At 66.9% G+C, this 22974-nt stretch carries 19 protein-coding genes; 3 read left to right on the top strand and 16 right to left on the bottom strand.

The features are described from left to right. Position 1: 1 nt before the first annotated feature. The 9 genes from CDA09_RS05735 to CDA09_RS05695 form a co-directional block, all read right to left on the bottom strand. Positions 2 to 958 carry a chemotaxis protein gene (locus tag CDA09_RS05735; RefSeq protein ID WP_121427739.1) on the bottom strand — a complete coding sequence of 319 codons (957 nt, stop codon included), beginning with the start codon at positions 956 to 958 and terminating at the stop codon, positions 2 to 4. Between the two features lie 12 nt (positions 959 to 970). Next, complete coding sequence (locus tag CDA09_RS05730; protein ID WP_121427738.1) at positions 971 to 1939, bottom strand: chemotaxis protein; 969 nt, start codon at positions 1937 to 1939, stop codon at positions 971 to 973. Between the two features lie 144 nt (positions 1940 to 2083). Beyond that, positions 2084 to 2719, bottom strand: coding sequence for a CheB methylesterase domain-containing protein (locus CDA09_RS05725; protein WP_121427737.1), 636 nt, complete (start codon positions 2717 to 2719; stop codon positions 2084 to 2086). Continuing rightward, positions 2703 to 3617 carry a CheR family methyltransferase gene (locus CDA09_RS05720; protein WP_502697087.1) on the bottom strand — a complete coding sequence of 305 codons (915 nt, stop codon included), beginning with the start codon at positions 3615 to 3617 and terminating at the stop codon, positions 2703 to 2705. The genes CDA09_RS05725 and CDA09_RS05720 overlap by 17 nt, the downstream gene beginning before the upstream one ends. 57 nt (positions 3618 to 3674) lie before the next feature. Continuing rightward, positions 3675 to 4709: a flagellar motor protein MotB gene (gene motB / locus CDA09_RS05715; RefSeq protein WP_121427736.1), complete on the bottom strand. Its 1035-nt coding sequence runs from the start codon at positions 4707 to 4709 to the stop codon at positions 3675 to 3677. A gap of 66 nt (positions 4710 to 4775) precedes the next feature. Continuing rightward, the gene (gene motA / locus CDA09_RS05710; RefSeq protein ID WP_121427735.1) at positions 4776 to 5630 is read right to left on the bottom strand and encodes a flagellar motor stator protein MotA; all 855 of its coding nucleotides are present in this window, start codon (positions 5628 to 5630) and stop codon (positions 4776 to 4778) included. A gap of 150 nt (positions 5631 to 5780) precedes the next feature. Beyond that, entirely contained in the window at positions 5781 to 6380 is a 600-nt protein-coding gene (flhC, locus tag CDA09_RS05705) for a flagellar transcriptional regulator FlhC (protein ID WP_121427734.1), read from the bottom strand. 109 nt (positions 6381 to 6489) lie between these two features. After that, positions 6490 to 6804, bottom strand: a complete 315-nt coding sequence (gene flhD / locus CDA09_RS05700) for a flagellar transcriptional regulator FlhD (RefSeq protein ID WP_121427733.1) — start codon at positions 6802 to 6804, stop codon at positions 6490 to 6492. Positions 6805 to 6994: 190 nt separating this feature from the next. Continuing rightward, positions 6995 to 9025, bottom strand: a complete 2031-nt coding sequence (locus CDA09_RS05695; protein WP_121427732.1) for a GGDEF domain-containing response regulator — start codon at positions 9023 to 9025, stop codon at positions 6995 to 6997. A 179-nt stretch (positions 9026 to 9204) separates the two neighbouring features. Here CDA09_RS05695 and CDA09_RS05690 point away from each other — a divergent pair, with 179 nt between their 5' ends. Both CDA09_RS05690 and guaD read left to right on the top strand, forming a co-directional pair. Next, complete coding sequence (locus CDA09_RS05690; protein ID WP_121430748.1) at positions 9205 to 9756, top strand: NUDIX hydrolase; 552 nt, start codon at positions 9205 to 9207, stop codon at positions 9754 to 9756. 10 nt (positions 9757 to 9766) lie between these two features. Further along, positions 9767 to 11059 carry a guanine deaminase gene (gene guaD, locus CDA09_RS05685; RefSeq protein WP_121427731.1) on the top strand — a complete coding sequence of 431 codons (1293 nt, stop codon included), beginning with the start codon at positions 9767 to 9769 and terminating at the stop codon, positions 11057 to 11059. Positions 11060 to 11105: 46 nt separating this feature from the next. Here guaD and CDA09_RS05680 read toward each other — a convergent pair whose 3' ends face one another. The 6 genes from CDA09_RS05680 to CDA09_RS05655 all read right to left on the bottom strand — a co-directional run bounded on the left by CDA09_RS05680 (position 11106) and on the right by CDA09_RS05655 (position 20425). Further along, positions 11106 to 13094, bottom strand: a complete 1989-nt coding sequence (locus tag CDA09_RS05680) for an acetoacetate--CoA ligase (protein ID WP_121427730.1) — start codon at positions 13092 to 13094, stop codon at positions 11106 to 11108. 19 nt (positions 13095 to 13113) lie between these two features. Continuing rightward, on the bottom strand, positions 13114 to 13788 hold the full coding sequence (locus CDA09_RS05675; RefSeq protein WP_121427729.1) for a glutathione S-transferase family protein: 675 nt from the start codon (positions 13786 to 13788) through the stop codon (positions 13114 to 13116). Positions 13789 to 13805: 17 nt separating this feature from the next. Then, positions 13806 to 15494: an AMP-binding protein gene (locus tag CDA09_RS05670; protein WP_121427728.1), complete on the bottom strand. Its 1689-nt coding sequence runs from the start codon at positions 15492 to 15494 to the stop codon at positions 13806 to 13808. A gap of 131 nt (positions 15495 to 15625) precedes the next feature. Continuing rightward, positions 15626 to 17632: an acetyl/propionyl/methylcrotonyl-CoA carboxylase subunit alpha gene (locus CDA09_RS05665; protein WP_121427727.1), complete on the bottom strand. Its 2007-nt coding sequence runs from the start codon at positions 17630 to 17632 to the stop codon at positions 15626 to 15628. 13 nt (positions 17633 to 17645) lie between these two features. After that, on the bottom strand, positions 17646 to 19253 hold the full coding sequence (locus tag CDA09_RS05660) for a carboxyl transferase domain-containing protein (RefSeq protein WP_121427726.1): 1608 nt from the start codon (positions 19251 to 19253) through the stop codon (positions 17646 to 17648). After that, complete coding sequence (locus tag CDA09_RS05655) at positions 19253 to 20425, bottom strand: isovaleryl-CoA dehydrogenase (protein WP_121427725.1); 1173 nt, start codon at positions 20423 to 20425, stop codon at positions 19253 to 19255. The genes CDA09_RS05660 and CDA09_RS05655 overlap by 1 nt, the downstream gene beginning before the upstream one ends. Before the next feature lie 163 nt (positions 20426 to 20588). Between CDA09_RS05655 and CDA09_RS05650 the strand changes: the two genes are divergently transcribed. Beyond that, a complete protein-coding gene (locus CDA09_RS05650; protein ID WP_121427724.1) occupies positions 20589 to 21656 on the top strand; it encodes an AraC family transcriptional regulator in 1068 nt (355 codons plus the stop codon). Here CDA09_RS05650 and CDA09_RS05645 read toward each other — a convergent pair. Next, the gene (locus tag CDA09_RS05645) at positions 21618 to 22961 is read right to left on the bottom strand and encodes a DUF3422 family protein (protein ID WP_121427723.1); all 1344 of its coding nucleotides are present in this window, start codon (positions 22959 to 22961) and stop codon (positions 21618 to 21620) included. The two genes, CDA09_RS05650 and CDA09_RS05645, sit on opposite strands and share 39 nt — an antisense overlap. Between the last annotated feature and the right edge of the window lie 13 nt (positions 22962 to 22974).

The following is a 22974-nucleotide window of genomic DNA, read 5'->3' as shown; positions in this document are numbered from 1 at the left end:
GTCAGCCTTGGTGACCCCGGGTCAGCAGCGGCCGCAGGGTGTCTGCGAGCGCGTCGGCGTCGAATTTTGCCACGTACGCATCTACGCCGACCCGCTTTCCCATCGCCCGGTTCGCCTCGGACGACAGCGAGGAATGCATCACCACCGGGATGCCGTCGAAGCGGCTATCGGCCTTGATGTTGCGCGTCAGCACGTAGCCGTCCATCTCCGGCATCTCCGCATCGACGAGGATCAGATCGAGTTCGTCGCTCAGCAGGCGGCCCGTCTGCTGCGCGTGGCTGGCCATGCCCTGCAGGCGCGTCCAGGCCTCCAGGCCATTGACGGCGTGCTTGTGCTTGACCCCGAGCTTGTCGAGCACCTCGGCGATCTTGCGCCGTGCGACGCCCGAGTCGTCGACATAGAAGACCTCGTAGTTCTGGCCGTCCGGGATCGGCGTGATGTTGCCGACCACCGCGTCGCCGAAGGTGGTCGCGAGCACCGTCTCGACGTCCACGATGGAAACGAGCTTGCCGTCGGGCAGCTCGGTGATCGCGGTGATGTAGTTGTGCACCGAGCTCGCCACGTTGTCCGGCGCACGCACCTTGTCCCACTCGACGCGGATGATGCGATCGACGCCGGACACGAGGAATCCCAGCGTGCGCTTGCTGTATTCGGTGACCATCATCGACGCGCCGAGCGGCTCGCCCGGTTGCGCGAGCCCGAGGATCTTCGCCAGCGACAGCACCGGGATGACATTGCCGCGCAGCGAGATCAGCCCCTCCACGCCCGCCGGCATGTTGGGCGCGCGCGTGATGAACGGGGCGGCCGACACCTCGCGGACCTTGAACACGTTGATGCCGAAGGTCTCCGTGGTGCCGAGGGAGAACAGCAGGATCTCCATGCGGTTCGAACCGGCGAGGCTGGTGCGGCCATCGACGACGTTGAGCAAGCCGTTCTCTTCGGGCTGGTAGCTGGACATGACTGGAATTCCTCAGGACGCGCGGATCTGCTGCTCTACCCGATGGAGCAGGCGACGCAGCGTCTCGGCGAGACGCTGAGGTTCGAACTTGGGGACGTACTCGTCGACGCCGACCGAGGCGCCGAGCTGCTGGTTGGACATGCCGGACAGCGACGAATGCATGATCACCGGGATGCCCGCGAAACGCGGGTCGGACTTGATCGACTTGGTCAGCATGTAGCCGTCCATCTCCGGCATCTCGACGTCGGTGAGCACGAGACTCACCACGTCACTGGTCTTGCGCCCGGTGGCTTCGGCAAAGCGCGCCGCCTTCTGCAGTTCGTCCCACGCCATGCGGCCGTTGACCGCACCGACGAAGGGCACGCCGAGCACCTCCAGCGTGCGTTCGATCTGGCGGCGCGCGACCGAGGAGTCGTCGGCGAAATACACCGTGTGCTTGCTGTCCTCGATCGGCTCGATGCCCTTGAAGAGATACTGGTCATCCTGGCTGGTCGTCTCCGCCAGCACCTTCTCGACGTCGAGCATCATCACAAGCTTGTTGTCCTTCAGCTCGGTGACCGCGGTGACGAGCCCGCCCATGTTGGCCGTGAGCATCTCGGGCGGCACGCGCATCTGCGACCAGTCGAGGCGCAGGATGGTATCGACGGCCTCGACCAGGAAGCCCTGCGTGTGGCCGTTGTACTCGGTCACGATCATGATGTCGCGCCTGGCGTCGCCCCCGACGCCGACATAGCGGCCGAGATCCACGACCGGCACCAGCACGCCGCGCAGGCTGACCATGCCTTGCACCGACGACGGCATTTCCGGCGCCGCGGTGATCTCCGGCGTGCGCATCACCTCGCGCACCTTGAACACGTTGATGCCGAAGGTCTCCCGGCGGCCGGTGCGCTGATCGACGCCGAGCGTGAACAGCAGGATCTCCAGCTTGTTCGTGCCGGCCAGCCGCGAGCGGGCCTCGATATTCTTGAACAGTTCGGACATTTCACTCTCCGCGATTCGCGGCAATATGACCGACGCGGCATCCCCGCGCCGTGATTTCACTCAAGATAACGTCAGTGCCCTGAAATACTTGAGGCGCCGCGCAGGAGAATTTGCCCGGCGTCGCACGGGAACCGGATTTTCGCACTATGACGGCGAACCGGGTGAACCACGCCCGCCCCCGGACACGACCTGACGCAGCACCTGCTGCGCAATACCATCGAGCGGCACGACCTCGCACGCCGCACCGATGACGGCCGCCTCGCGCGGCATCCCGTACACGACGCACGAGCGCGCATCCTGGGCGATGGTCCACGCCCCGGCTTGGCGCATCCCGAGCAAGCCCCGCGCGCCATCCTTGCCCATGCCGGTGAGCAGGACGCCGACCGCGGCCGGCCCCGCCAGCTCCGCGGCCGACGCGAAGAGGACATCCACCGAGGGGCGGTGGCGATTGACCGGCTCCTCGCGCGACAGCGCGCAGGTGTAACCGCCCGCGGCGGCACGCCGGATCAGCAGATGCGAATGACCCGGCGCGATATAGGCCGTGCCGGGCACCACCGCCTCGCCATGCTCCGCCTCCTTCACCCGCAGCGCGCAGAGTCCGTCGAGGCGGCGTGCGAACGCGCCGGTGAACATCTCCGGCATGTGCTGGACGATCAGGATCGGCGGCGCGTTCTCCGGCATGCCCAGCAGCACCTGCTTGATCGCGTCGGTTCCGCCGGTGGAGGCGCCGATGAAGATGACGCGGCCGCCGGCCGGGTACGGTCTAGCGGCTGTCTGCATCGACGCGCTGATACACCGTCCGCCCCAGCGAGCGGAACAGGTCGCCCGCATGCATGAAGCTCTCCGAGTGGCCGGCGAACAGGGCGCCGTCCTTGCGCAGCAGGGGGGCGAAGCGCCGGAGGATGCCGTATTGCGTCGTCTTGTCGAAATAGATCATGACGTTGCGACAGAAGATCGCATCCAGCGGCCCCTGCACCGGCCACATCGGGTCGAGCAGGTTGATGCGCCGGAAGGTCAGCAGGCGCTTGAGCTCCGGCCGCACGCGCACCTCGTCCGGTGCCAGTCCGGCCCCGCGTTCGAAATAGCGCCGCTGCAGGTCCGGCGACACGCGCGCGACCCGGTCGTCCCGATAGACGCCGCGCTCGGCGTGCGCGAGGACGCTGGTGTCGATGTCGCTGGCGAAGATCTGGACGGGGGGGGTGAGCGTATTGAAAGCCTCGCAGACCGTGATCGCCAGTGAATACGGCTCCTCGCCCGTGGAAGCGGCATTGCACCAGATGCGTAGCGTGCGTCGTTCGGCGATGCGGCGCAGGCGTTCGGACAGGATGTCGAAATGATGCGCCTCGCGGAAGAACGAGGTGAGGTTGGTCGTCAGCGAATTGACGAAGGCCTCCCATTCGCCGCGATCGCGCTCGAGACGGCCGAGGTACTGCGCGAAGCTGCGGTCGCCGCACGCGCGCAGGCGCCGGGCGAGCCTGCTGTACACCATGTCCTGCTTGGCCGGCGACAGGACGATTCCCGCGTGGTCGTAGATCAGCTTGCGGATGCGTTCGAAGTCGGCCGGCGTGAGCTCGAATTCGCGCCCGCCGGCCATCGACAGGGCCGACGCGGCCGCGGCGGCGGCCATCGCCGCGAGGCTCGCCGCGGGCTTGCGCGAAGGGGGATCATCGAAGGGCATCTTCAAGCCACCTCGACGGCCGTTTCCACGCGGCGCATCCTTGCCCGGCGCATCGCATCAGGACGGATTTCGAGCCGGCGCAGGCGGCGGGCGGCGCACCGCGCCCGGCACAGCCGGCGCCGGGGTCTTGTTTTCGATGCTTTCGCGCAGCCCGTCGCCGTCGAGCGGCGCGCCCGAGCCGATATCCAGCGCACCCGCCTGGTTGCGCACGGCCTCTTCGGTCTTCTTGTTCATCACGATGATGCTGATGCGCCGGTTCATCGGATGGAACAGGTCGTCCTTGCGCAGCGGCACCATGTCCGCGAGTCCCACGACACGGATCACCTTGCCCGCCTCCAGCCCGCCGGCGACGAGTTCGCGGCGCGAGGCGTTGGCGCGGTTGCTCGACAGCTCCCAGTTCGAGAAACCGCGTTCGCCACCGGCATATTGCGCCGCATCGGTGTGGCCGGACAGGCTCAGCCGGTTGGAGACGTCGTTGAGCGCACGCCCGATCGCGCGCAACAACTCGCGCGTGTGCGGCAGCAGTTCGTCGCTCGCGATGTTGAACATCGGGCGGTTCTGCGCATCCACGATCTGGATGCGCAGGCCTTCCGAGGTGATGTCGAGCAGGATCTGGCTGCGGAAGGGCCGCAGCTTGGGATCGGCCTCGACGAGCGCCTCGATGCGCCCCTTCAGGTCCTCGAGGCGCGCACGCTCGCGCGTCGCCTCGACGCCTTCGTCCTTGCCTTCGACGCGATACACTTCCCGCCCCTTCGCCGCGTCGAGGTTGATCGAGCGGCGTCCTTCGACCTCGCCGCGCTTGCGCTGGCCGAGCGAACGGGTGAGATCCTCGCCGCCGCCCTGGATGACGCTCGAGCTGTCGCCGGAACCCGACCCGCCTTGCATCGACACCTTGAGCGGATTCTGGAAATAGTTGGCGATCCCTTCGAGATCGCCCTGGGCCGTGGAGCCCAGCAGCCACATCAAGAGGAAGAACGCCATCATCGCGGTGACGAAATCCGCATAGGCGATCTTCCAGGCACCGCCGTGTGCTGCGGCGGCGACCTTGTTGATGCGCTTGACGACGATCGGCTGCTGGCTGTCGTCGCTCATGGACGCCTCGCCCTCCCCTTCCGGTCAGCACCAGGCGCTTGTGTGGCGGCGCAATTCATCGCGGCCTCAACCCTTGCGGCTCTTGATGTCCTGCTCGAGCTCGGCGAAGGTCGGGCGCTCGCCCGAGTACAGCGCCTTGCGTCCGAACTCGACGGCAACCTGGGGAGCATAGCCGTTCATGCTGGCGAGCAGGACCAGCTTGATGCACTCGAACATCTTGCCGCTTTCCTCGACGCGCTGCTCGAGCTGGCTCGCGATCGGCTGCACGAAACCGTAGGACAACAGGATACCGAGGAAGGTGCCGACCAGCGCGCCGCCGATCATCTTGCCGAGCACCGCCGGCGGCTGGCCGACCGAGCCCATCACGTTCACGACGCCCATCACCGCGACGACGATACCGAAAGCCGGCAGCGCGTCACCGAGCTTGGCCATGACGTGCGGCGCGATGTGGGCTTCCTGGTGGTGCGTGTCGATCTCCTTGTCCATCAGCCCTTCGATCTCGAAGGCGTTGAGGTTGCCGCCGACCATCATGCGCAGGTAATCGGTGAGGAACTCCATCGCATGATGGTGCGCCATGATGGTCGGGTACTTGCCGAAGATCGGGCTGGAGTCGGGATTGTCGACGTCGTTCTCGATCGACATCAGCCCTTCCTTGCGCACCTTGGCCAGCACCTCGTAGAGCAGTCCGAGGAGATCGAGGTAGAGAGCCTTGGTGTAGGGCGAGCCCTTGAACACACCGGGAATCCCGCCCAGCACCGCCTTGAGCGCCTTCGATCCGTTGCTGCCGAGAAAGCCGCCGATCATCAGCCCGAGGATGGCGAGATACTCCATCGGCATCCATAGCGCCATCAGGCTGCCGTGGACGGCGTATGTGCCGACGGACGCGGCAAGGACGATCAGATAACCAATAATCAGGAACACCGGGAAGCCCCCGTCGATTCGGGATGCACGGCGGCATGGCCGCGCGCGGGATTTACCGCAATTTTAACGTCACTCGGAAGCGAAACTTGAACGCGGAAATGAAAAGGCCGCCGGCATCTGCGGCGGCCTTGCGACGGCGCGCGAAGCGGATCAGGCGACGGTGGCGAGCGCCTTGGCCTTGCCGCGCTTCGCGGTCGCAGCGCGTTTCGTGCCGGTCGCACGCGCGGCCTCGGTGACACGCCGGGTCTTGCCGGCGCGCGACGGCATGTTGCACAGGCCGCACACGAACTCGTGTGTCGGATCGTAGGCGTGCGCGACGAAGTGGCCGCCGCAGGTGGTGCAGGCGGCCATGTGCAGCAGGTCGGCGTCGAAGAAGCGCACCAGGGTCCACGCGCGCGTCAGGCTCAGCGCCGGCTCGATCACTTCGGCTTCGATGTGGTCGAGGTAGAGATGGTAGGCCTTCAGGATCGCATCCAGCCCCTTGAGACCGGCGTGCTGCTGGAAGAAATTGAAGAAGTTCATGAACAGCGAGGCATGCACGTTCGGCTGCCAGGTCATGAACCAGTCGGTCGAGAACGGCAGCATGCCCTTCGGGGGGGACATGCCGCGGATTTCCTTGTAGATCTTGAGCAGGCGCTCGCGGCTGAGCTTGGTTTCGGCTTCCAGCATTTGCATGCGCGCGCCGAGGCGCACCATTTCGGCAGCACGCTGGATGTCTTCGGCTTCCTCGATAATGCTCTTGTTCTTCATGTTGCTCTCCTTGACGCCCCGACCCCGGGGCGCTTCGCCGCGGCGCGGCAGGGTGGGCGGTATCCCCTCCGCCCGTTCGCCCCTGCGGCCGCCCAGCGCTTTGTGGGCGCTATCCCGCCAACCGCTTCACCGGCTTGCCCGCTGCGAGAATCGCCGCGTGCAGGCTGGAACTCGTCTCATCCCGTCCCTTGCCCGCCAGCAGACCGGCAAGCAGGGCATCGTCGAACCGGAACAGCAGCATCTGGCTGCTGGCCATCTTCACCAGCTTCGCGCTGGAGAGCCCCTCGATGAGATCTGCCACGTCCATGTCGATGCCGAGGCGGAACATCGCGGTCTCCCGATCGCTGCGCAGCATCTGCTGGGCGAGCATCAGGTACGCGAGATTCAGTTCCTTGATTTCCGCCTGAAAATCAGGACGTTTCATTTCCGCTCCCTATCAGGGGCAAGCACCTCAAAGTTAAAGTGAATTGTGAGCAATTGCAAGCGCATACCATGAATTCCCTGTTGCGGTTACGCCACACGTAATAACCGCAATATCACCAAGGTCTTGTATTCAAAGGGGAAGAACAGGAATCGCGCGTCACGCCGCGCAAGTCGCCCCAAGGGGCGCAGGCTCACTCCGCGGCCGCCGCCCCACTGCCGGGCTCGCCGGTCTGCTGCACGGTCGCGACGCAGTTGCGGCCTTTCTGCTTGGCTAGATAGGCCCCCAGATCGGCCTGCTTGATGAGCGCGTCGACATCCGGCATCCAGCTCTCGCGCATCGCGACACCGATGCTCGCGCTGATCACCACCTTCGCACCGTCCACCTGCAGCGCAAGGGCGTCGAGCGCGCTGCGCAGGCGCTCGGCGCACATGAGCGCGCGCGGGAGGTCGGTTTCCGGGCAGATCGCGAGGAATTCATCGCCCCCGGTGCGGCAGATCACGTCCTGGCCACGCAACGCATTGCGCAGCGCATCGGCGGCGGCGCGCAGGACTTCGTCGCCGACGTCGTGGCCGCGGGTGTCGTTGATCTGCTTGAAGTTGTCGAGGTCGATGATCATGCACGACACGGGCCGCCCCCAACGCTGCGCCGCGGACCACTCCTGCTGGATGCGGTCGATGGCGTAGCGGCGGTTGGGAAAGCCCGTCAGCGCGTCGGTCAGCGCGGCTTCATGCAGGCGCCGGTTGGTCACCGCCAGCTGCGCAGCGAAATGCCGGATCTCGTCGTGCTCGCGCTCGACTTCCTGCTGCAGGCGCACCACGCGCTGGCCGGCGCGCAAGCGGGCGGCCAGGACGCGGGGGCGCAAGGGCTTGGCGATGAAGTCGTCGGCACCGGCCTCGAACGCCTCGACGAGATGCTCGTCGTCGTAGCTGTGCGTCAGCAGGATCATGTAGATCGTCTGGCCGATGCGCGTCTGGCGGAGCGCGCGCACGAGGTCCGGGCCGCCGAGCTCGGGCATGTTCCAGTCGAGGAGCATGATCTGCGGCTGCAGTTCGAGGGCGCGCTCCATGCCTTCGCGGCCGTTGCCGGCTTCATGAACTTCATAATGCGCCTGCTCGAGCACGGTACGCAGGCTGCCACGCGTGCGCGGCTCGTCGTCGACGATCAGGGCGCGCGGCGTGTGCGCCGGCGCCTCGTCGCGCCCCGGGTCGTCCGGCTCCGTGTGCGCCGGCAGCGTCGCGGGGACTCGCCCCTTGCTCCCGGCTTGCACCGCAGGACCGGGATTTCCGGCCACACCAGTGATGGCCCCGGCGCCGGCAAGATCGGCGAAATTCGGCGGAGCGGGTTGTTCGAGCTGCAACATGCCGCCCCATTCCCCCCACAGGCCGGCGACGCGCTGGCAGTCCGCAACGAGGCATTCGCGTTCGACTCCCAGCGCTGCGCTTTCGGCGAAGAGCACCGCAGCGAGCGGGGCGCGGGCGGATTCTTCGGCGACGCAGATCTCGGCAACGCGGCTCGCCGCAGCGAGCGTCTGGAGCAGCCGGCTCGCCCGCGCCCCTTCCGGCACGGGCGCATCGGCGGGCGCATCGACCTGGGCGACCACATCGAGAAAGACTTTGGGCAGTCTCCAGTCTTCGAGCATCGCGATGGTCAGCTCGCGGTGATTCATCGCGAACTGTGCATCTTCCAGGTCGAGCAGCGGTGCGGCGTCGGGCTGGCGCGCGGATTCGAGCACGCGGTCGTATTCGGCGGGGTACAGCGTCGCGAGGGCGAGCTCGCCGACATGGGAGAGCAGCCCCACGGCGAAGAGCTCGTCCGCGGCCGCGGCGCGGGTGCGCTCCGCCAGGATCTGGGCCGCCAGCGCACGCACGAGCGAGGAACTCCAGAACCGGTTGTAGTCGAAAGCACGACAGGCCCCGCGCCGGTAATGCGAGAGCAGCGAGAAGCCCAGCACCATGGTCCGCACGGCGGGCAGTCCCAGCACCATGAGCGCCTCGTGCACCGAGGCGACCGGTCGGCGCTCGAATGCGACCAGACCGTTCGCGGCCTTGATGACGCGCCCGACGAATGCCGGGTCGGCACTGATCACCCGCGCCAGTTCGGCAATGGTGACGTCCTGCTGGCGCGTGAGCCGGATCACCGCAAGCGCAACCCCCTTCGGGGAGGGGAGGTCGCCCGAGGCGCGAAGCTGCTCGAAGCGGGTCGAATCCAGCGGCGGAGACATCGGCGCAGTATCTGGGGAGTCTGGGGAACAGGCCGCGATGCGGCGGCCAAAACGGCGTTTCGGTTCGGGCGAACTGTACCCCGCGGGACGGCACGCTGTCACGGGCCACGAACCGCGAACGCATCGCGACGGGGTGTTACGGGATAAAATCTGACCTTACGAACAGGTCGGCGAACATGATGAAATACTGCTCAGACTGCGGCGCGAACGTCACGCTGCGCATACCGCCCGGTGACACCCTGCCGCGCCACGTGTGCGTGAGTTGCGGGACGATCCATTACCAGAACCCGAAGATCGTCGTCGGCGCGATTCCCGAATGGGGCGACCGCATCCTGCTGTGCCGCCGCGCGATCGAACCGCGCCACGGGTACTGGACGCTGCCGGCAGGCTTCATGGAGAACGCCGAGAGCACGGCCGAGGCCGCCGCGCGCGAGACGCTGGAAGAGGCGTGCGCACGCATCGAGGTGGGCGCGCTCTTCACGCTGATCAGCGTGCCGCACATCAACCAGGTGCATATCGTGTACCGCGCGCGCCTGCTGGATCTGGATTTCGGCCCCGGCGAGGAGTCGCTGGAAGTGGCGCTGTTCGAGGAGCGGGACATCCCCTGGGACGATATCGCGTTCCGCACGATCTCGCTGACGCTGCGCCACTATTTCGAGGACCGGCGCCGCGGCAGCTTCGGCACCCACAACGCGAGCATCGCGGCGCCGCCGACCGTGACGATTCCCTGAGGGCGACGCGATGCGTGCGATCCGCGGCGAGCTTCTGCACTTTCTCGGCGACCCGGCCGACCGCGGCGCCGATGCGGTGGAACACTTCCCCGACGGATTGCTGATCGTGCGCGACGGGTTGGTCGCAGAGGCCGGCCCCGCCGCGGCGCTGCGCGCGAAGCTGCCCGCCGACGCACGCATCGACGACCGCCGCGGCCGGCTGATCCTGCCGGGCTTCGTCGATACGCACATCCATTGCGCGCAGACGGACATCATCGCGAGCCCGGGCGGACAGCTGCTCGAATGGCTCGACCGCTATACCTGGCCGGTCGAGCGGCGCTTCGCCGATCCCGCCCATGCGACGGAAGTCGCGGAATTCTTCTGCGACGAGCTGCTGCGGAACGGGACGACCACGGCCGCGGTGTATCCGACCGTGCACCGCGCGTCGGTCGAGGCGCTGTTCGAGGCGGCATTGCGGCGGCGCATGCGCGTCATCTCCGGCAAGGTGCTGATGGACCGCAACTGCCCGGACTTCCTGTGCGAGACCTGCGAAGGCGGCCACGCCGAATCGGTAGCGCTGATCGAGCGCTGGCACGGGCGCGGCCGCCTGCTGTACGCCGTGACGCCGCGCTTCGCGGCAACGTCGACACCGCAGCAGATGCAACTCGCGGGGCAGTTGTTCGCCAATCACGCCGGGATCTACCTGCAGTCGCACCTCGCGGAGAACCGCGCCGAGGTCGCGTGGATTCGCGAGCTGTATCCCGAGGCGCGCAGCTATCTGGACGTATATGAGCGCTACGGGCAGCTCGGTCCGCGCAGCGTGTTCGCGCACTGCGTGTGGCTCGACGACACCGACCGCCAGCGCATGGCGGCTGCCGGGGCGGCGATGAGCTTCTGCCCGACGTCGAACCTGTTCCTCGGCTCGGGGCTGTTCGACCTTGCGCAGGCCGATGCGGCCGGGGTGCGTGTCGGCATCGGCACGGACGTGGGGGCGGGGACGAGCTTTTCGATGCTGCGAACGCTGGCCGAGGCCTACAAGGTGCTGCAGCTCAACGGCCAATCGTTGTCGGCCGAGCGGGCCTTCTATCTAGCGACCTTGGGCGGGGCGCGCAGCCTGTATCTCGACGACCGGATCGGCAGCTTTGCGCCCGGTCGGGAGGCGGATTTCGTCGTCCTCGACCCGACGGCGACGCCCCTGCTCGAACGGCGCAGCGCCGCGTGCGGGACGCTCGCGGAACGGATGTTCGTGCTGATGATGCTGGGCGACGATCGTGCCGTCGCCGAGACCTGGGTGATGGGCGAGCCGGCCTGGCGCCAGCGGTGATGCGATGCCGTCGTGGGGCGGGATGAGATCCCGCCCCACGACGAGGTCACGAGGCGAGTTCCGGGCGGTTGTCGAACAGCGCCAGCGCCTCGGGGTTCGCCAGCGCCTCGATGTTCTTCACCGGCCGGTGATGCACGACATTGCGCACCGCGAGTTCGACGAGCTTGCCGCTCTTGGTGCGCGGGATGTCGCCGACCTGCACGATCCTCGCGGGCACGTGGCGCGGCGTGGCGTTGTCGCGGATGGCCTGCTTGATGCGCGCGACGAGCGCGTCGTCGAGCACGAGACCTTCGCGCAGACGCACGAACAGCACGACGCGCACGTCGGTGGGGTCCTGCGGCGGCCAGTCCTGGCCGATCACGATGGACTCGACGACTTCCGGCAGTTTCTCCACCTGGCGGTAGATCTCGGCGGTGCCGATGCGCACGCCGCCGGGGTTGAGCGTCGCATCCGACCTTCCATGGATGATCAGGCCACCGTGTTCGGTGATCTCGCAGAAGTCGCCGTGGCACCACACATTGGGGAAGCGTTCGAAGTAGGCCGCGTGGTACTTGGCACCGTCGGGATCGTTCCAGAAGCCGATCGGCATGCAGGGGAAGGGTTTTGTGCAGACCAACTCGCCCTTCTCGCCGGTGACCGGGCGGCCTTCGTCGTCCCACACCTCGACCGCCATGCCGAGGCCACGGCACTGGATTTCGCCCCGCCACACCGGCAAGGTCGGACTGCCGAGGACGAAGCAGGAGACGATGTCGGTGCCGCCCGAGATCGACGCGAGCTGCACGTCTGCCTTGATCGCCTCGTAGACGAAATCGAAGCCCTGCGGCGCGAGCGGGCTGCCGGTGGAGAGCACGGCGCGTAGCGCGGAGAGGTCATAGGACTGCGCCGGCCGGAGCTCGCTCTTGCCGAGCGTCTCGATGTACTTCGCTGACGTACCGAAATGCGTGATGCGTTCCTTCTCGGCGTAGTCCCACAGCACCTTGCCGTCGCTCACGAAGGGGTTGCCGTCGTAGAGCATCAGCGTGGCGCCGGCGGCGAGGCCGGAGACGAGCCAGTTCCACATCATCCAGCCGCAGGTCGTGAAGTAGAACAGGCGGTCGCCTTCGCGGACATCGGCGTGCAGCTTGTGTTCCTTGAGGTGCTGCAGCAGCGTGCCGCCGGCGCCGTGCACGATGCATTTGGGCACGCCGGTGGTGCCCGACGAATACATCACGTAGAGCGGGTGGTTGAACGGCAGGCGCTCGTAGCGCGGCACGGTCTCGGCCGCGTGTGGGGCAAGGAAGTCGCGGTACGTGACGGCGTCGCGGATGCCCGCGAGATCAGGCGCGGCGTCGCCCGCCAGATAGGGGACGACGACGAAGCGTTCGACGCTCGGGAGCTGCGGCGCGAGTTCGGCGAGCTTGCCGCGGATGTCGATGGCCTTGCCGTTGTACCAGTAGCCGTCGCAGGCGATCAGCACCTTGGGCTCGGTCTGGCCGAAGCGGTCGAGCACGCCCTGCACGCCGAAGTCCGGCGAGGCGGACGTGAACGTCGCGCCAAGGCTGGCCGTCGCCAGCATCGCGACGAGGGTCTCGGGGAGGTTGGGCATCCAGGCGGCGACGCGGTCGTGCTCGCAGACGCCGGCCGCGCGCAGGGCGGCGGCGAAGCGGGCGACCTCGGCGCGCAGTTCCCTGCGCGTCATCGCACGCTTGACCTTGTCCTCGCCCCGGAACACCAGCGCCTGTTCGTTGGAACCGTCGCGCAGCAGGTTCTCGGCGAAGTTCAGGCGCGCGTCGGGGAACCAGGCGGCGCCAGGCATGCGATCGCCGTCGATGAGATCGCGTGCGCCGCGCTCGCCGATCACGCCACCGAAGTCCCAGACTTCGCGCCAGAAATCGGTCGCATGGCGCACCGACCAATCGTGCAGTGCATCGTAGTCCGCGAGCTCGAGTCCGGTGGCGATACGGACGCGTTCAGTGAAGGCGGCGATGCCGGTTGCGGCGATCTGTTCGGGGCGCGGGGCCCACAACGGGCGATCGTCGAATTCCTTGTTCGTCATTTTTTGTGTGTCTCCTCGTTCAGAACGGGCCGGTCGCCTGCGCGACCGAGTGAGGCGGTACGCCCTGCTCGACCGCGGCGCGCTGTTGCGCGGCGAGCGCCCGTTGATAGCCTTCGCGGGCCTGCAGGCGTTGCCAATAGGCGAGCACCGCCGGCTTGAAGCGCTCCTTGAGCCAGATGTCGTCGGCAAGCATCAGCGCGTAACCGACCGAGATGTCCGCGGCCGTGAAGCGCCCCGCACACAGGAAATCCTGCTGCGCGAGCAGCGGTTCGAGCGTGCGCAGGCGCGACAGGAACCAGCGCGTGTAGTCTTCGGCAGCTTGCGGCAGCCGCCGTTCCTCGGCCTCGAAGCGGCTGTAGCGCAGCACCAGCGTCTGAGGGAAGGTCAGCGTCGCCTCACCGAAGTGCAGGAAGTTGAGGTAGGGGCCGAAGTCCGGCTCGTCGGTCTCGACGTTGAGCGCGCGAGGCGAGTGCCGGGCGGCGAGGTAGTGGCAGATCGCCGCCGACTCGGTCATGCGCGTCGCACCGTCGAAGAACGCCGGGATCGTGCCGAGCGGATTGACCTCGAGGTAGGACTCGGCATCGCGCCGCGGCGGAAACGGCAGCATCTTCAGCTCGTAGGGCAGACCGAGCTCTTCGAGCATCCATAGCGGCCGGAACGAGCGCGCGCTGACGCAATGGTACAGCGTGATCATGAGCCCCTCCCCTTCGCTCAGGCCGTCTTCGCTTCGGCCAGACCCAGTTCGCGCTTCATCTGCTCGCGGATCTGGAACTTCTGGATCTTGCCCGTGACCGTCATCGGGAAGGTGTCGACGAAGCGGATGTAGCGCGGCACCTTGTAGTGCGCGATCTGGCCTTTGCAGAACTCGCGCACCTCGTCCTCGCTGAGCGTCTGGCCTTCGCGCACGATGACCCAGGCGCACAGTTCCTCGCCGTACTTCTGGTCCGGCACGCCGACGACCTGCACGTCGAGGATCTTCGGATGGCGGTAGAGGAATTCCTCGATCTCGCGCGGGTAGAGGTTTTCGCCGCCGCGGATGACCATGTCCTTGATGCGGCCGACGATGTTGCAGAAGCCCTCGTCGTCGATCGTCGCGAGGTCGCCGGTGTGCATCCAGCCGCCGGCGTCGATCGCTTCGCGCGTCTTCGCTTCGTCTTCCCAGTAGCCGAGCATCACCGAGTAGCCACGCGTGCACAATTCGCCCGGCGTGCCGCGCGGGACGATGCGGCCTTCGCTGTCGACGATCTTCACTTCGAGGTGCGGCTGAACGCGACCGACGGTGGAGACGCGGCGGTCGAGCGGGTCGTCGGTGCCGCTCTGGAAGCTGACCGGCGAGGTCTCGGTCATGCCGTAGGCGATCGTGACTTCGCGCATGTTCATCTTGTCGATGACGCGCTTCATCACTTCGATCGGGCACGGGCTGCCGGCCATGATGCCGGTGCGCAGACGCGACAGGTCGAATTCGGCAAAGCGCGGGTGGTCGAGCATCGCGATGAACATCGTCGGCACGCCGTAGCTCGCCGTGCAGCGTTCCTCGGCGAGGGTTTCGAGCACGGCGAGCGGCTCGAAGGCTTCGGCCGGGTAGATCATCGTCGCGCCGTGCGTGAGGCAGCCGAGGTTGCCCATCACCATGCCGAAGCAGTGGTAGAGCGGCACCGGGATGCACAGGCGGTCGCCTTCGACGAGGCGGATCGCTTCGCCGACGAAGAAGCCGTTGTTGAGGATGTTGTGGTGCGACAGCGTCGCGCCCTTGGGCTGGCCGGTGGTGCCGGAGGTGAACTGGATGTTGATCGGGTCGTCGAACTGCAGCGCGTCGCCGAGGGTTTCGAGGGCGTCGAGTTCGTCGCCGGCGGGGGCATGCAGCAGGTCGTCGAAGTTCAGCATGCCGTGCGTCTTGTCGGCACCCATGCGGATGACGATTTCAAGCGTCGGGAGCTTCGCCGATTTCAGTTGGCCGGCTTCGGACTGCGCGAGCTCGGGCGCGAGGTCGCCGAGCATCTCGAGGTAGTTGCTGGTCTTGAACGCGGGCGACATCACCAGCGCACGGCAGCCGACCTTGTTCAGCGCGTATTCGAGCTCGGCGCGGCGGTAGGCGGGGTTGATATTCACCAGCACGAGGCCCGCCTTGGCGGTCGCGAACTGGGTCAGCGCCCATTCGGTGTTGTTCTGCGACCAGATGCCGACACGTTCGCCGCGCTTGAGGCCGAGGCGCATCAGGCTGCACGCCAGCGCGTCGACGCGCTGCTTGAGTGCGGCGTAGGTGAGGCGCACGTTCTGGTGGCGCACAACGAGCGCTTCGCGCGCGGCGTGGCGGGCGCAGGCCTCGTCGAAAAAGCGGCCGATGGTCTGGCCGATCAGGCGCTTTTCGGACGCGCCGTGGACATAGCTCAACTGCGTCATGGTGTCTCTCTCCACTTTATTCGATTCGATGTCTTCTTGTGCGTTTCACGGCCGGGCCGGGAACGCGGGACATGAGGAAGCGCACACCGACCGGCGCACGGGGCGCCGGTCGGTGTGAAAACAAGGGTCGTTCAGCCCTTCGCGGGTTCGAACTCGACGAGTTCCACGCCGTCGCCGACCTGGTCGCCGACGGCGAAGCGGAACGCCTTGAGCGTACCAGCCGCCGGTGCGGTGATGGTGTGCTCCATCTTCATCGCTTCGAGGATCAGCAGCGGCGCGCCCTTCTCGACCTGGGTACCAGCTTCCGCGAGCAGCGCGATGACCTTGCCCGGCATCGGCGCAAGCAATCCGCCTTCAGCACCGCCGCCCTCGCCCGTGTAGTGCAGCGGGTCGACGTTGGCGAACTGCCAGCTGCGGCCGTGCAGGAACACGTGGCGCATGCGGCCCGCGGTGATCAGGGTCGCGTCCATGCGCGTACCGTCGAACTCGACACGCATGTGGCCACGGTCGTCGAGCCGGCCGCGCGCTTCGGTGCTGCGGCCATCGACGCCGAGCGTGTAGCGGTTGCCGCCGCGGTAGGCGACCTGCACGCTCTTCTGCATCTCGCCGAAGCGGAAGATCAGTTCGCGCTTGGCGGTGGCGTTCAGGCGCCAGCCATCGCGGGCATGCCACGGCGAGCTCGGATCGGAGCCGCCCTCCGCCTCGTCCTCGGCGCATGCGGCTTCGCGACGCAGCTCGCCGAGGGCCGCGACGAACCAGGCCTCGGCCGCTGGCTCCTCGCCTTCGGGGAACAGATAGGCCTTTTCGCGCTCGATCAGGCCCGTGTCGAGGTCCGCGCCGGCGAAGGCCGGGCAGTTCGTCAGGCGCGACAGGAACTCGATGTTGTTCGCGACACCCACCACGCGGTAGTCCGCCAGCGCCTGCAGCATGCGGGCGAGCGCCTGATCGCGGTTCTCGTCCCACACGATCAGCTTCGCGATCATCGGATCGTAGAAGGGGCTGATCTCGTCGCCCTCCTCGACGCCGGTGTCGACGCGGACGTGCAGGCCTTCGGCCGGGGGTGCCAAGTGCAGCAATTTACCAGTCGAGGGCAGGAAGCCCTTCGCGGGGTCTTCGGCGTAAATCCGCGCTTCGAGCGCATGGCCGCGGATCTGCAGCTGCTCCTGCGCGAGCGGCAGCGGCTCGCCCGAGGCGACGCGCAATTGCCATTCGACGAGGTCCAGCCCGGTGATCATCTCGGTGACCGGGTGCTCGACCTGCAGGCGCGTGTTCATCTCCATGAAGTAGAAGGAGCCGTCCTGGTTGGCGATGAACTCGACGGTGCCGGCACCCACGTAACCGACGGCCTTCGCGGCCTCGACCGCGGCCTTGCCCATCTCCGCGCGGCGCTCGGGCGTCATGCCGGGCGCGGGCGCTTCTTCCAGCACTTTCTGGTGGCGGCGCTGCACCGAACAGTCGCGCTCGAAGAGGTACACGCAGTTTCCGTGCGTGTCGCCGAAGACCTGGATCTCGATGTGGCGTGGGCGGGTGATGTACTTCTCGACCAGCACGTGCTCGTCGCCGAAGGACGATGCCGCTTCCCTCTTGCACGAGGCGAGCGCGGCGATGAAGTCGTCCGACTTCTCGACCAGACGCATGCCCTTGCCGCCGCCGCCCGCTGCGGCCTTGATCAGCACCGGGTAACCGATCTGGTCGGCCTGCTGGTGCAGGTAATCCGGCTCCTGGTTGTCGCCGTGATAGCCGGGCGTGAGCGGCACGCGGGCCGCTTCCATCAACTTCTTCGCTTCGGACTTCGAGCCCATCGCATGGATCGCTGACACCGGTGGCCCGATGAAGACGATACCTTCGCGCTCGCAGGCGTCGCAGAAGTCCTCGTTCTCGGACAGGAAGCCGTAGCCGGGGTGGATCGCCTGCGCGCCGGTCCGCTTCGCAGCGGCGATGATACGGTCGATGACGAGATAGCTTTCCTTCGCCGCGGCCGGGCCGATCAGCACGGCCTCGTCGGCGAGGCGCACGTGGCGGGCGTTGGCGTCGGCCTCGGAGTAGACGGCGACGGTCTTGATGCCCATGCGGCGCGCGGTCTTGATCACTCTACAAGCGATTTCCCCGCGGTTCGCGATCAGGATCTTTTCGAACATTGTCATCTCCCCCTTACATCCGGAACACGCCGAACTTCGTCTGCGGGATCGGCGCGTTGAGCGTCGCGGACAGCGACAGGCCCAGCACGCGGCGGCTCTGCGCCGGGTCGATCACGCCGTCGTCCCACAGGCGCGCGGTCGCGTAGTAGGGGTGGCCCTGCACTTCGTATTGTTCGCGGATCGGCGCCTTGAACGCCTCCTCGTCTTCCTTGCTCCAGGTGCCGCCCTTGGCTTCGATGCCGTCGCGGCGCACGGTCGACAGCACGCTCGCCGCCTGCTCGCCGCCCATCACGGAAACGCGCGCGTTGGGCCACATCCACAGGAAACGCGGCGAGTAGGCGCGGCCGCACATGCCGTAGTTGCCGGCGCCGAAGGAGCCCCCCATGATCATCGTCAGCTTGGGCACCTGCGCGGTCGCGACGGCCGTCACCATCTTCGCGCCGTCCTTGGCGATGCCGCCGTTCTCGTACTTGCGCCCGACCATGAAGCCGGTGATGTTCTGCAGGAAGAGCAGCGGGATGCCGCGCTGCGCGCACAGCTCGACGAAGTGCGCGCCCTTCTGCGCCGATTCGCCGAACAGGATGCCGTTGTTCGCGACGATGCCCACCGGGTAGCCATAGAGCTGCGCGAAGCCGGTGACGAGGGTCGTGCCGTAGCGCGACTTGAACTCGTCGAAACGCGAGCCGTCGACGACGCGGGCGATCACTTCGCGTACGTCGTAGGGTTTGCGCGGGTCGGCGGGGATGATGCCGTAGATCTCCTCGGGGTCGTACAGCGGCTCCTCGCCGGCGCCGACCTTCAGCGACACGGGTTTCTGGCGATTGAGGTTCGACACGATGCTGCGCGCGATGTAGAGCGCGTGCGCGTCGTTCTCCGCGAGGTGGTCCGCGACGCCCGAGATGCGGGTATGCACGTCGCCGCCGCCGAGGTCTTCGGCGCTGACGACTTCACCGGTCGCGGCCTTCACCAGCGGAGGACCGCCGAGGAAGATCGTGCCCTGGTTCTTGACGATCACCGCCTCGTCGCTCATCGCCGGCACGTAGGCACCGCCGGCGGTGCAGGAGCCCATCACGACCGCAATCTGCGGGATGCCCTGCGCGCTCATGTTGGCCTGGTTGAAGAAGATGCGGCCGAAGTGATCGCGGTCGGGGAAGACTTCGTCCTGCGTCGGCAGGTTCGCGCCGCCTGAGTCGACGAGATAGACGCAGGTCAGGTTGTTCATCTGCGCGATTTCCTGCGCGCGCAGGTGCTTCTTCACCGTCATCGGGAAGTAGCTGCCGCCCTTCACCGTCGCGTCGTTGGCGACGATCATGCATTCGACGCCCTTCACGCGGCCGATGCCGGCGATCACGCCCGCCGAGGGCGCATCGCCGTCGTACATGCCGTAGGCCGCCATCTGACCGATCTCGAGGAAAGGTGTGCCCGGGTCGAGCAGGTGGTTCACCCGGTCACGCGGCAGCAGCTTGCCGCGCGCGGTGTGCTTCGCGCGCGCCGATTCGCCGCCGCCGAGCGCGACTTCCGCCGCCTTGTCGCGCAGGTCGCCGACGAGCTTGCGCATCGCCTCGGCGTTGCCCGCGAAGTCCGGGCTGCGCGTGTTGATGGAAGACTTGATCACGCTCATCACAGGGTCTCCGCAAACAGCTCACGACCGATCAGCATGCGGCGGATCTCGCTCGTGCCGGCGCCGATCTCGTAGAGTTTCGCGTCGCGCCACAGGCGGCCGGTTGCGTATTCGTTGGTGTAGCCGACGCCACCCAGGGTCTGGATAGCCTCGCCCGCCATCCAGGTCGCCTTTTCGGCCGAATACAGGATCGCGCCGGCCGCGTCCTTGCGCAGCGTGCGCGCGTGGTCGGCGCGGTCGCAGGCCTGGCCGACGGCATACACATAGGCGCGCGTCGCGCTCCACACCGAGTACATGTCGGCGATCTTGCCCTGCATCAGCTGGAATTCGCCGATCGACTGGCCGAACTGCTTGCGCTCGTGCAGGTAGGGCACGACGACGTCCATGCACGCGGCCATGATGCCGAGCGGGCCGCCGCAAAGCACGGTGCGCTCGTAGTCGAGACCGCTCATCAGCACCTTGACGCCGTTGCCGACGCCGCCCAGCACGTTCTCTTCCGGGACTTCGACGTCGTCGAAGAACAGCGGGAAGGTGTTCGAGCCGCGCATGCCGAGCTTGTCGAGGTGGGTGCCGTGGCTGAAACCCTTCATGCCCTTCTCGACGATGAAGGCGGTGATGCCCTTCGGACCGGCGTTGATGTCGGTCTTCGCGTACACGACCAGCGTGTCCGCGTCACCGCCGTTGGTGATCCACATCTTCGAGCCGTTGAGCACGTAGCGATCGCCTTTCTTGTCGGCGCGCAGCTTCATCGACACGACGTCCGAGCCGGCGTTCGGCTCGCTCATCGCCAGCGCGCCGACGTGGTCGCCCGAGATCAGCTTCGGCAGGTACTTGTCCTTCTGGGCGGCGTTGCCGTTGCGGCGGATCTGGTTCACACACAGGTTGGAGTGCGCGCCGTAGGAGAGGCCGACCGACGCCGACGCACGCGAGATTTCTTCCATCGCGATGATGTGCGCGAGGTAGCCCATCTGCGTGCCGCCGTATTCCTCCTCGACGGTCATGCCCAGCAGCCCCATGTCGCCGAACTTCTTCCACAGGTCGGCGGGGAATTCGTTCTCGCGGTCGATCGCGGCGGCGCGCGACGCAATTTCGGTCTCGGCGAACTGGCGCACCGCGTCGCGCAGTGCCTCGATGGTTTCGCCGTGGTGGAAGTTCAGGCTGGGGATGTTCATGGTCGGTCTCCTCGTTCCTTTGATCGTTGGTTTCCGGGACGTGTACCGGTAAAGCGTAGACGCGCGTCGGCAAAACGTCGTGACCGCGTAAGAGTAGGTCGGCAGGCGACGCATCGGGCGCCAATATGGTTGCAAATCCTGCCAAGCAACTTATGATGCGCCAATGGCAACGGTGATCCCTTCGGTCGGCGACCCTACGCGCGGCCCCGCGGCGACGCCGGTCGCTTTCATCCGCGCAATCGTCGCGGCCTATCGCCGTTACGGAATCAATCCTGCCAACGCCTTGCGCGAGGCACAGATTCCACCGGCTGCGCTCGAAAACCCCGCCGCACGCGTCACCGCCGGGCAGATGGAGATCATGTCGGCGGTCGCGATGCAGGAACTGGACGACGAGGCGCTGGGGTGGTTTTCGCGCCGTCTGCCGTGGGGCAGCTACGGCATGCTGTGCCGCGCGTCGATCACGGCGCCCGACCTCAGGGTCGCGCTCAAGCGCTGGTGCCGCCACCATCGCCTGCTCACCGACGACATCCTGCTGCACCTCGACGACGACGGCGCGGTCGCGACGCTGCGTATCGAAGTGCGCCGCTATCTCGGCGAGATGCACGAGTTCTGCCTCGTGACGCTGCTGCGCTACGTGTTGGGCTATGCGTGCTGGGCGATCGACTCGCGCATCCCCCTGCTCGCGGCCTGTTTCCCCTTTCCCGCCCCACCGCACAAGAGCGTCTATCCGCTGCTGTTCCAGGGGCCGGTGCAGTTCGACGCCGAACGCGCCGAGATCCGTTTCGATGCGCAATACCTGCGCCTGTCGCTGCGGCGCGACGAAGCGGCCCTGCAGCAGATGCTGCGCCGCGCGCTGCCGCTCACGGTACTGCAATACCGCCGCGACCGCCTGCTGGTGCAGCGCGTACGTCACCTGCTGCGCGAACGGCTGGACGAAGGCGCGACCGCTGAGACGCTCGCCGAGCGCCTGCACCTGTCGCCGCGCACGCTGCATCGTCAGCTCGACGAGGAAGGCGCGTCGCTGCAAGAATTGAAGGACGAGGCGCGGCGCGAGCGGGCGATCGAGTTGCTGCGGCGGACGAACCGCACCGTCAAGCAGATCGCACTGTCGGTCGGTTTTCGCAACGAGAAGAGCTTCGCGCGCGCGTTCCGGCAGTGGACGGGAGAATCGCCGAGCGCCTTTCGCGAGCGCTCAGCGGCGCTCGATGACAGCCAGACGGCCCAGAGGTGAAGGAACAGGAACGGGGCGCTTGCCGCCCTGGTGCAGGCGCTCGTGCATGCGCCGCAGGCCGAACCAAGCCACGCCCGCCACGAGCGGCAGCGCCAGCCCGACCGCGCGATCAACCGGAATGTCGATCCCCCAGCCATTCAACGCCTTGAGCGCATAGGAAGCCAGACCGATACCGTAATAGGAGAGCGCAACGACGGACAAGCCTTCGACCGCCTGCTGCAATTTCAGCTGCAGGCGCGCATTGCGGCTCAGGCTTTCGAGCACGTTCTGGTTCTGCCGCTCCTGCGCGAGGCTGACGCGCGTGCGCAGCATGTCGTTGGCGCGGCTGACGTTGCTCGCCAGCGCCTCCTGGCGCTCCGCAACCGACATGCAGGTGTCCATCGCCGGCGCGAGGCGACGCTCCATGAACTCGCCGATCGTCGGCACCCCTTCGATGCGCCGCTCGCGCAACTCGCCGATACGGGCCTGCACGATGTGGTAATAAGCCTGCGACGCACTGAAGCGGTATCCGGTACTGAGCGACATCGCACGCGTCTGGCCGTCGAGGTTGGAGATCTCGCGCAGGAGCTCTTCGGCGTCGGCGTCGATGTCGAGCGCACGCATCTGCGCGCCGAAGCCGCCGAGGTCCTCCTCGATGCGATCGAGCCGTGCGTTGCACTGGCGCGCGAGCGGCAACGCGAGCAAAGCCATCATCAGGTAGGTCTCGATCTCGCAGATGCGCTGCACGAGCCGGCCCATCTGGGCTTCGCGCAGCCCGGTGTCGCGGATCAGGAAGCGCGAGAAGCCATCCGGCCCGACCTGGAAGTCGGTCCAGATCTCCCCGCCGGACAGGACCCGGCTGCCGACCCGCGGCGATTTCGGGAGCAGCGCCTGCAACCGCTCGTCGGCGATGTCGAGCGGTTCGCCCCGCTCGGTGTGGATGTGCGACGCGACGATCACCGCGCCGTCCAGCGACTCGAGCCAGTCGGCCGGCACATGGCGTATCGCCGGCTGGTCGAAGTCGGCGTCACCTAGCGGCTCTGGTTCGACAAACGTGAAGGTGGAGAACTCGCTGTGGCGCTCCCACTTGATGCGGAAATGGCCCACATCGTGAAAGAAATGCTGCGCCCCGGATTTGGGCGGAGCAATGCCGAAGCGGTTGCACAACGATTCAAGCAGCTCGTCGTGCCGCTCCGGCTGGCCATCCCAGTGCACCGCGAGGTGCGAGATGCGCGCGGGCGCATCGATTACCATGAACGGCCGGGAGTGGATTTCGCTGGCGAGCGCGAGACGCAGGGGATGATTCAGGGTATTGGCTAGATTCATCGGCAAGAAGCCA

Origin of the sequence: Azoarcus sp. DN11, from assembly GCF_003628555.1 — a bacterium.
In the GTDB taxonomy this organism is placed as follows: domain Bacteria; phylum Pseudomonadota; class Gammaproteobacteria; order Burkholderiales; family Rhodocyclaceae; genus Aromatoleum.
The sequence above is the reverse complement of the archived record's forward strand: the minus strand, read 5'-3'. Positions and strand labels throughout refer to the sequence as shown.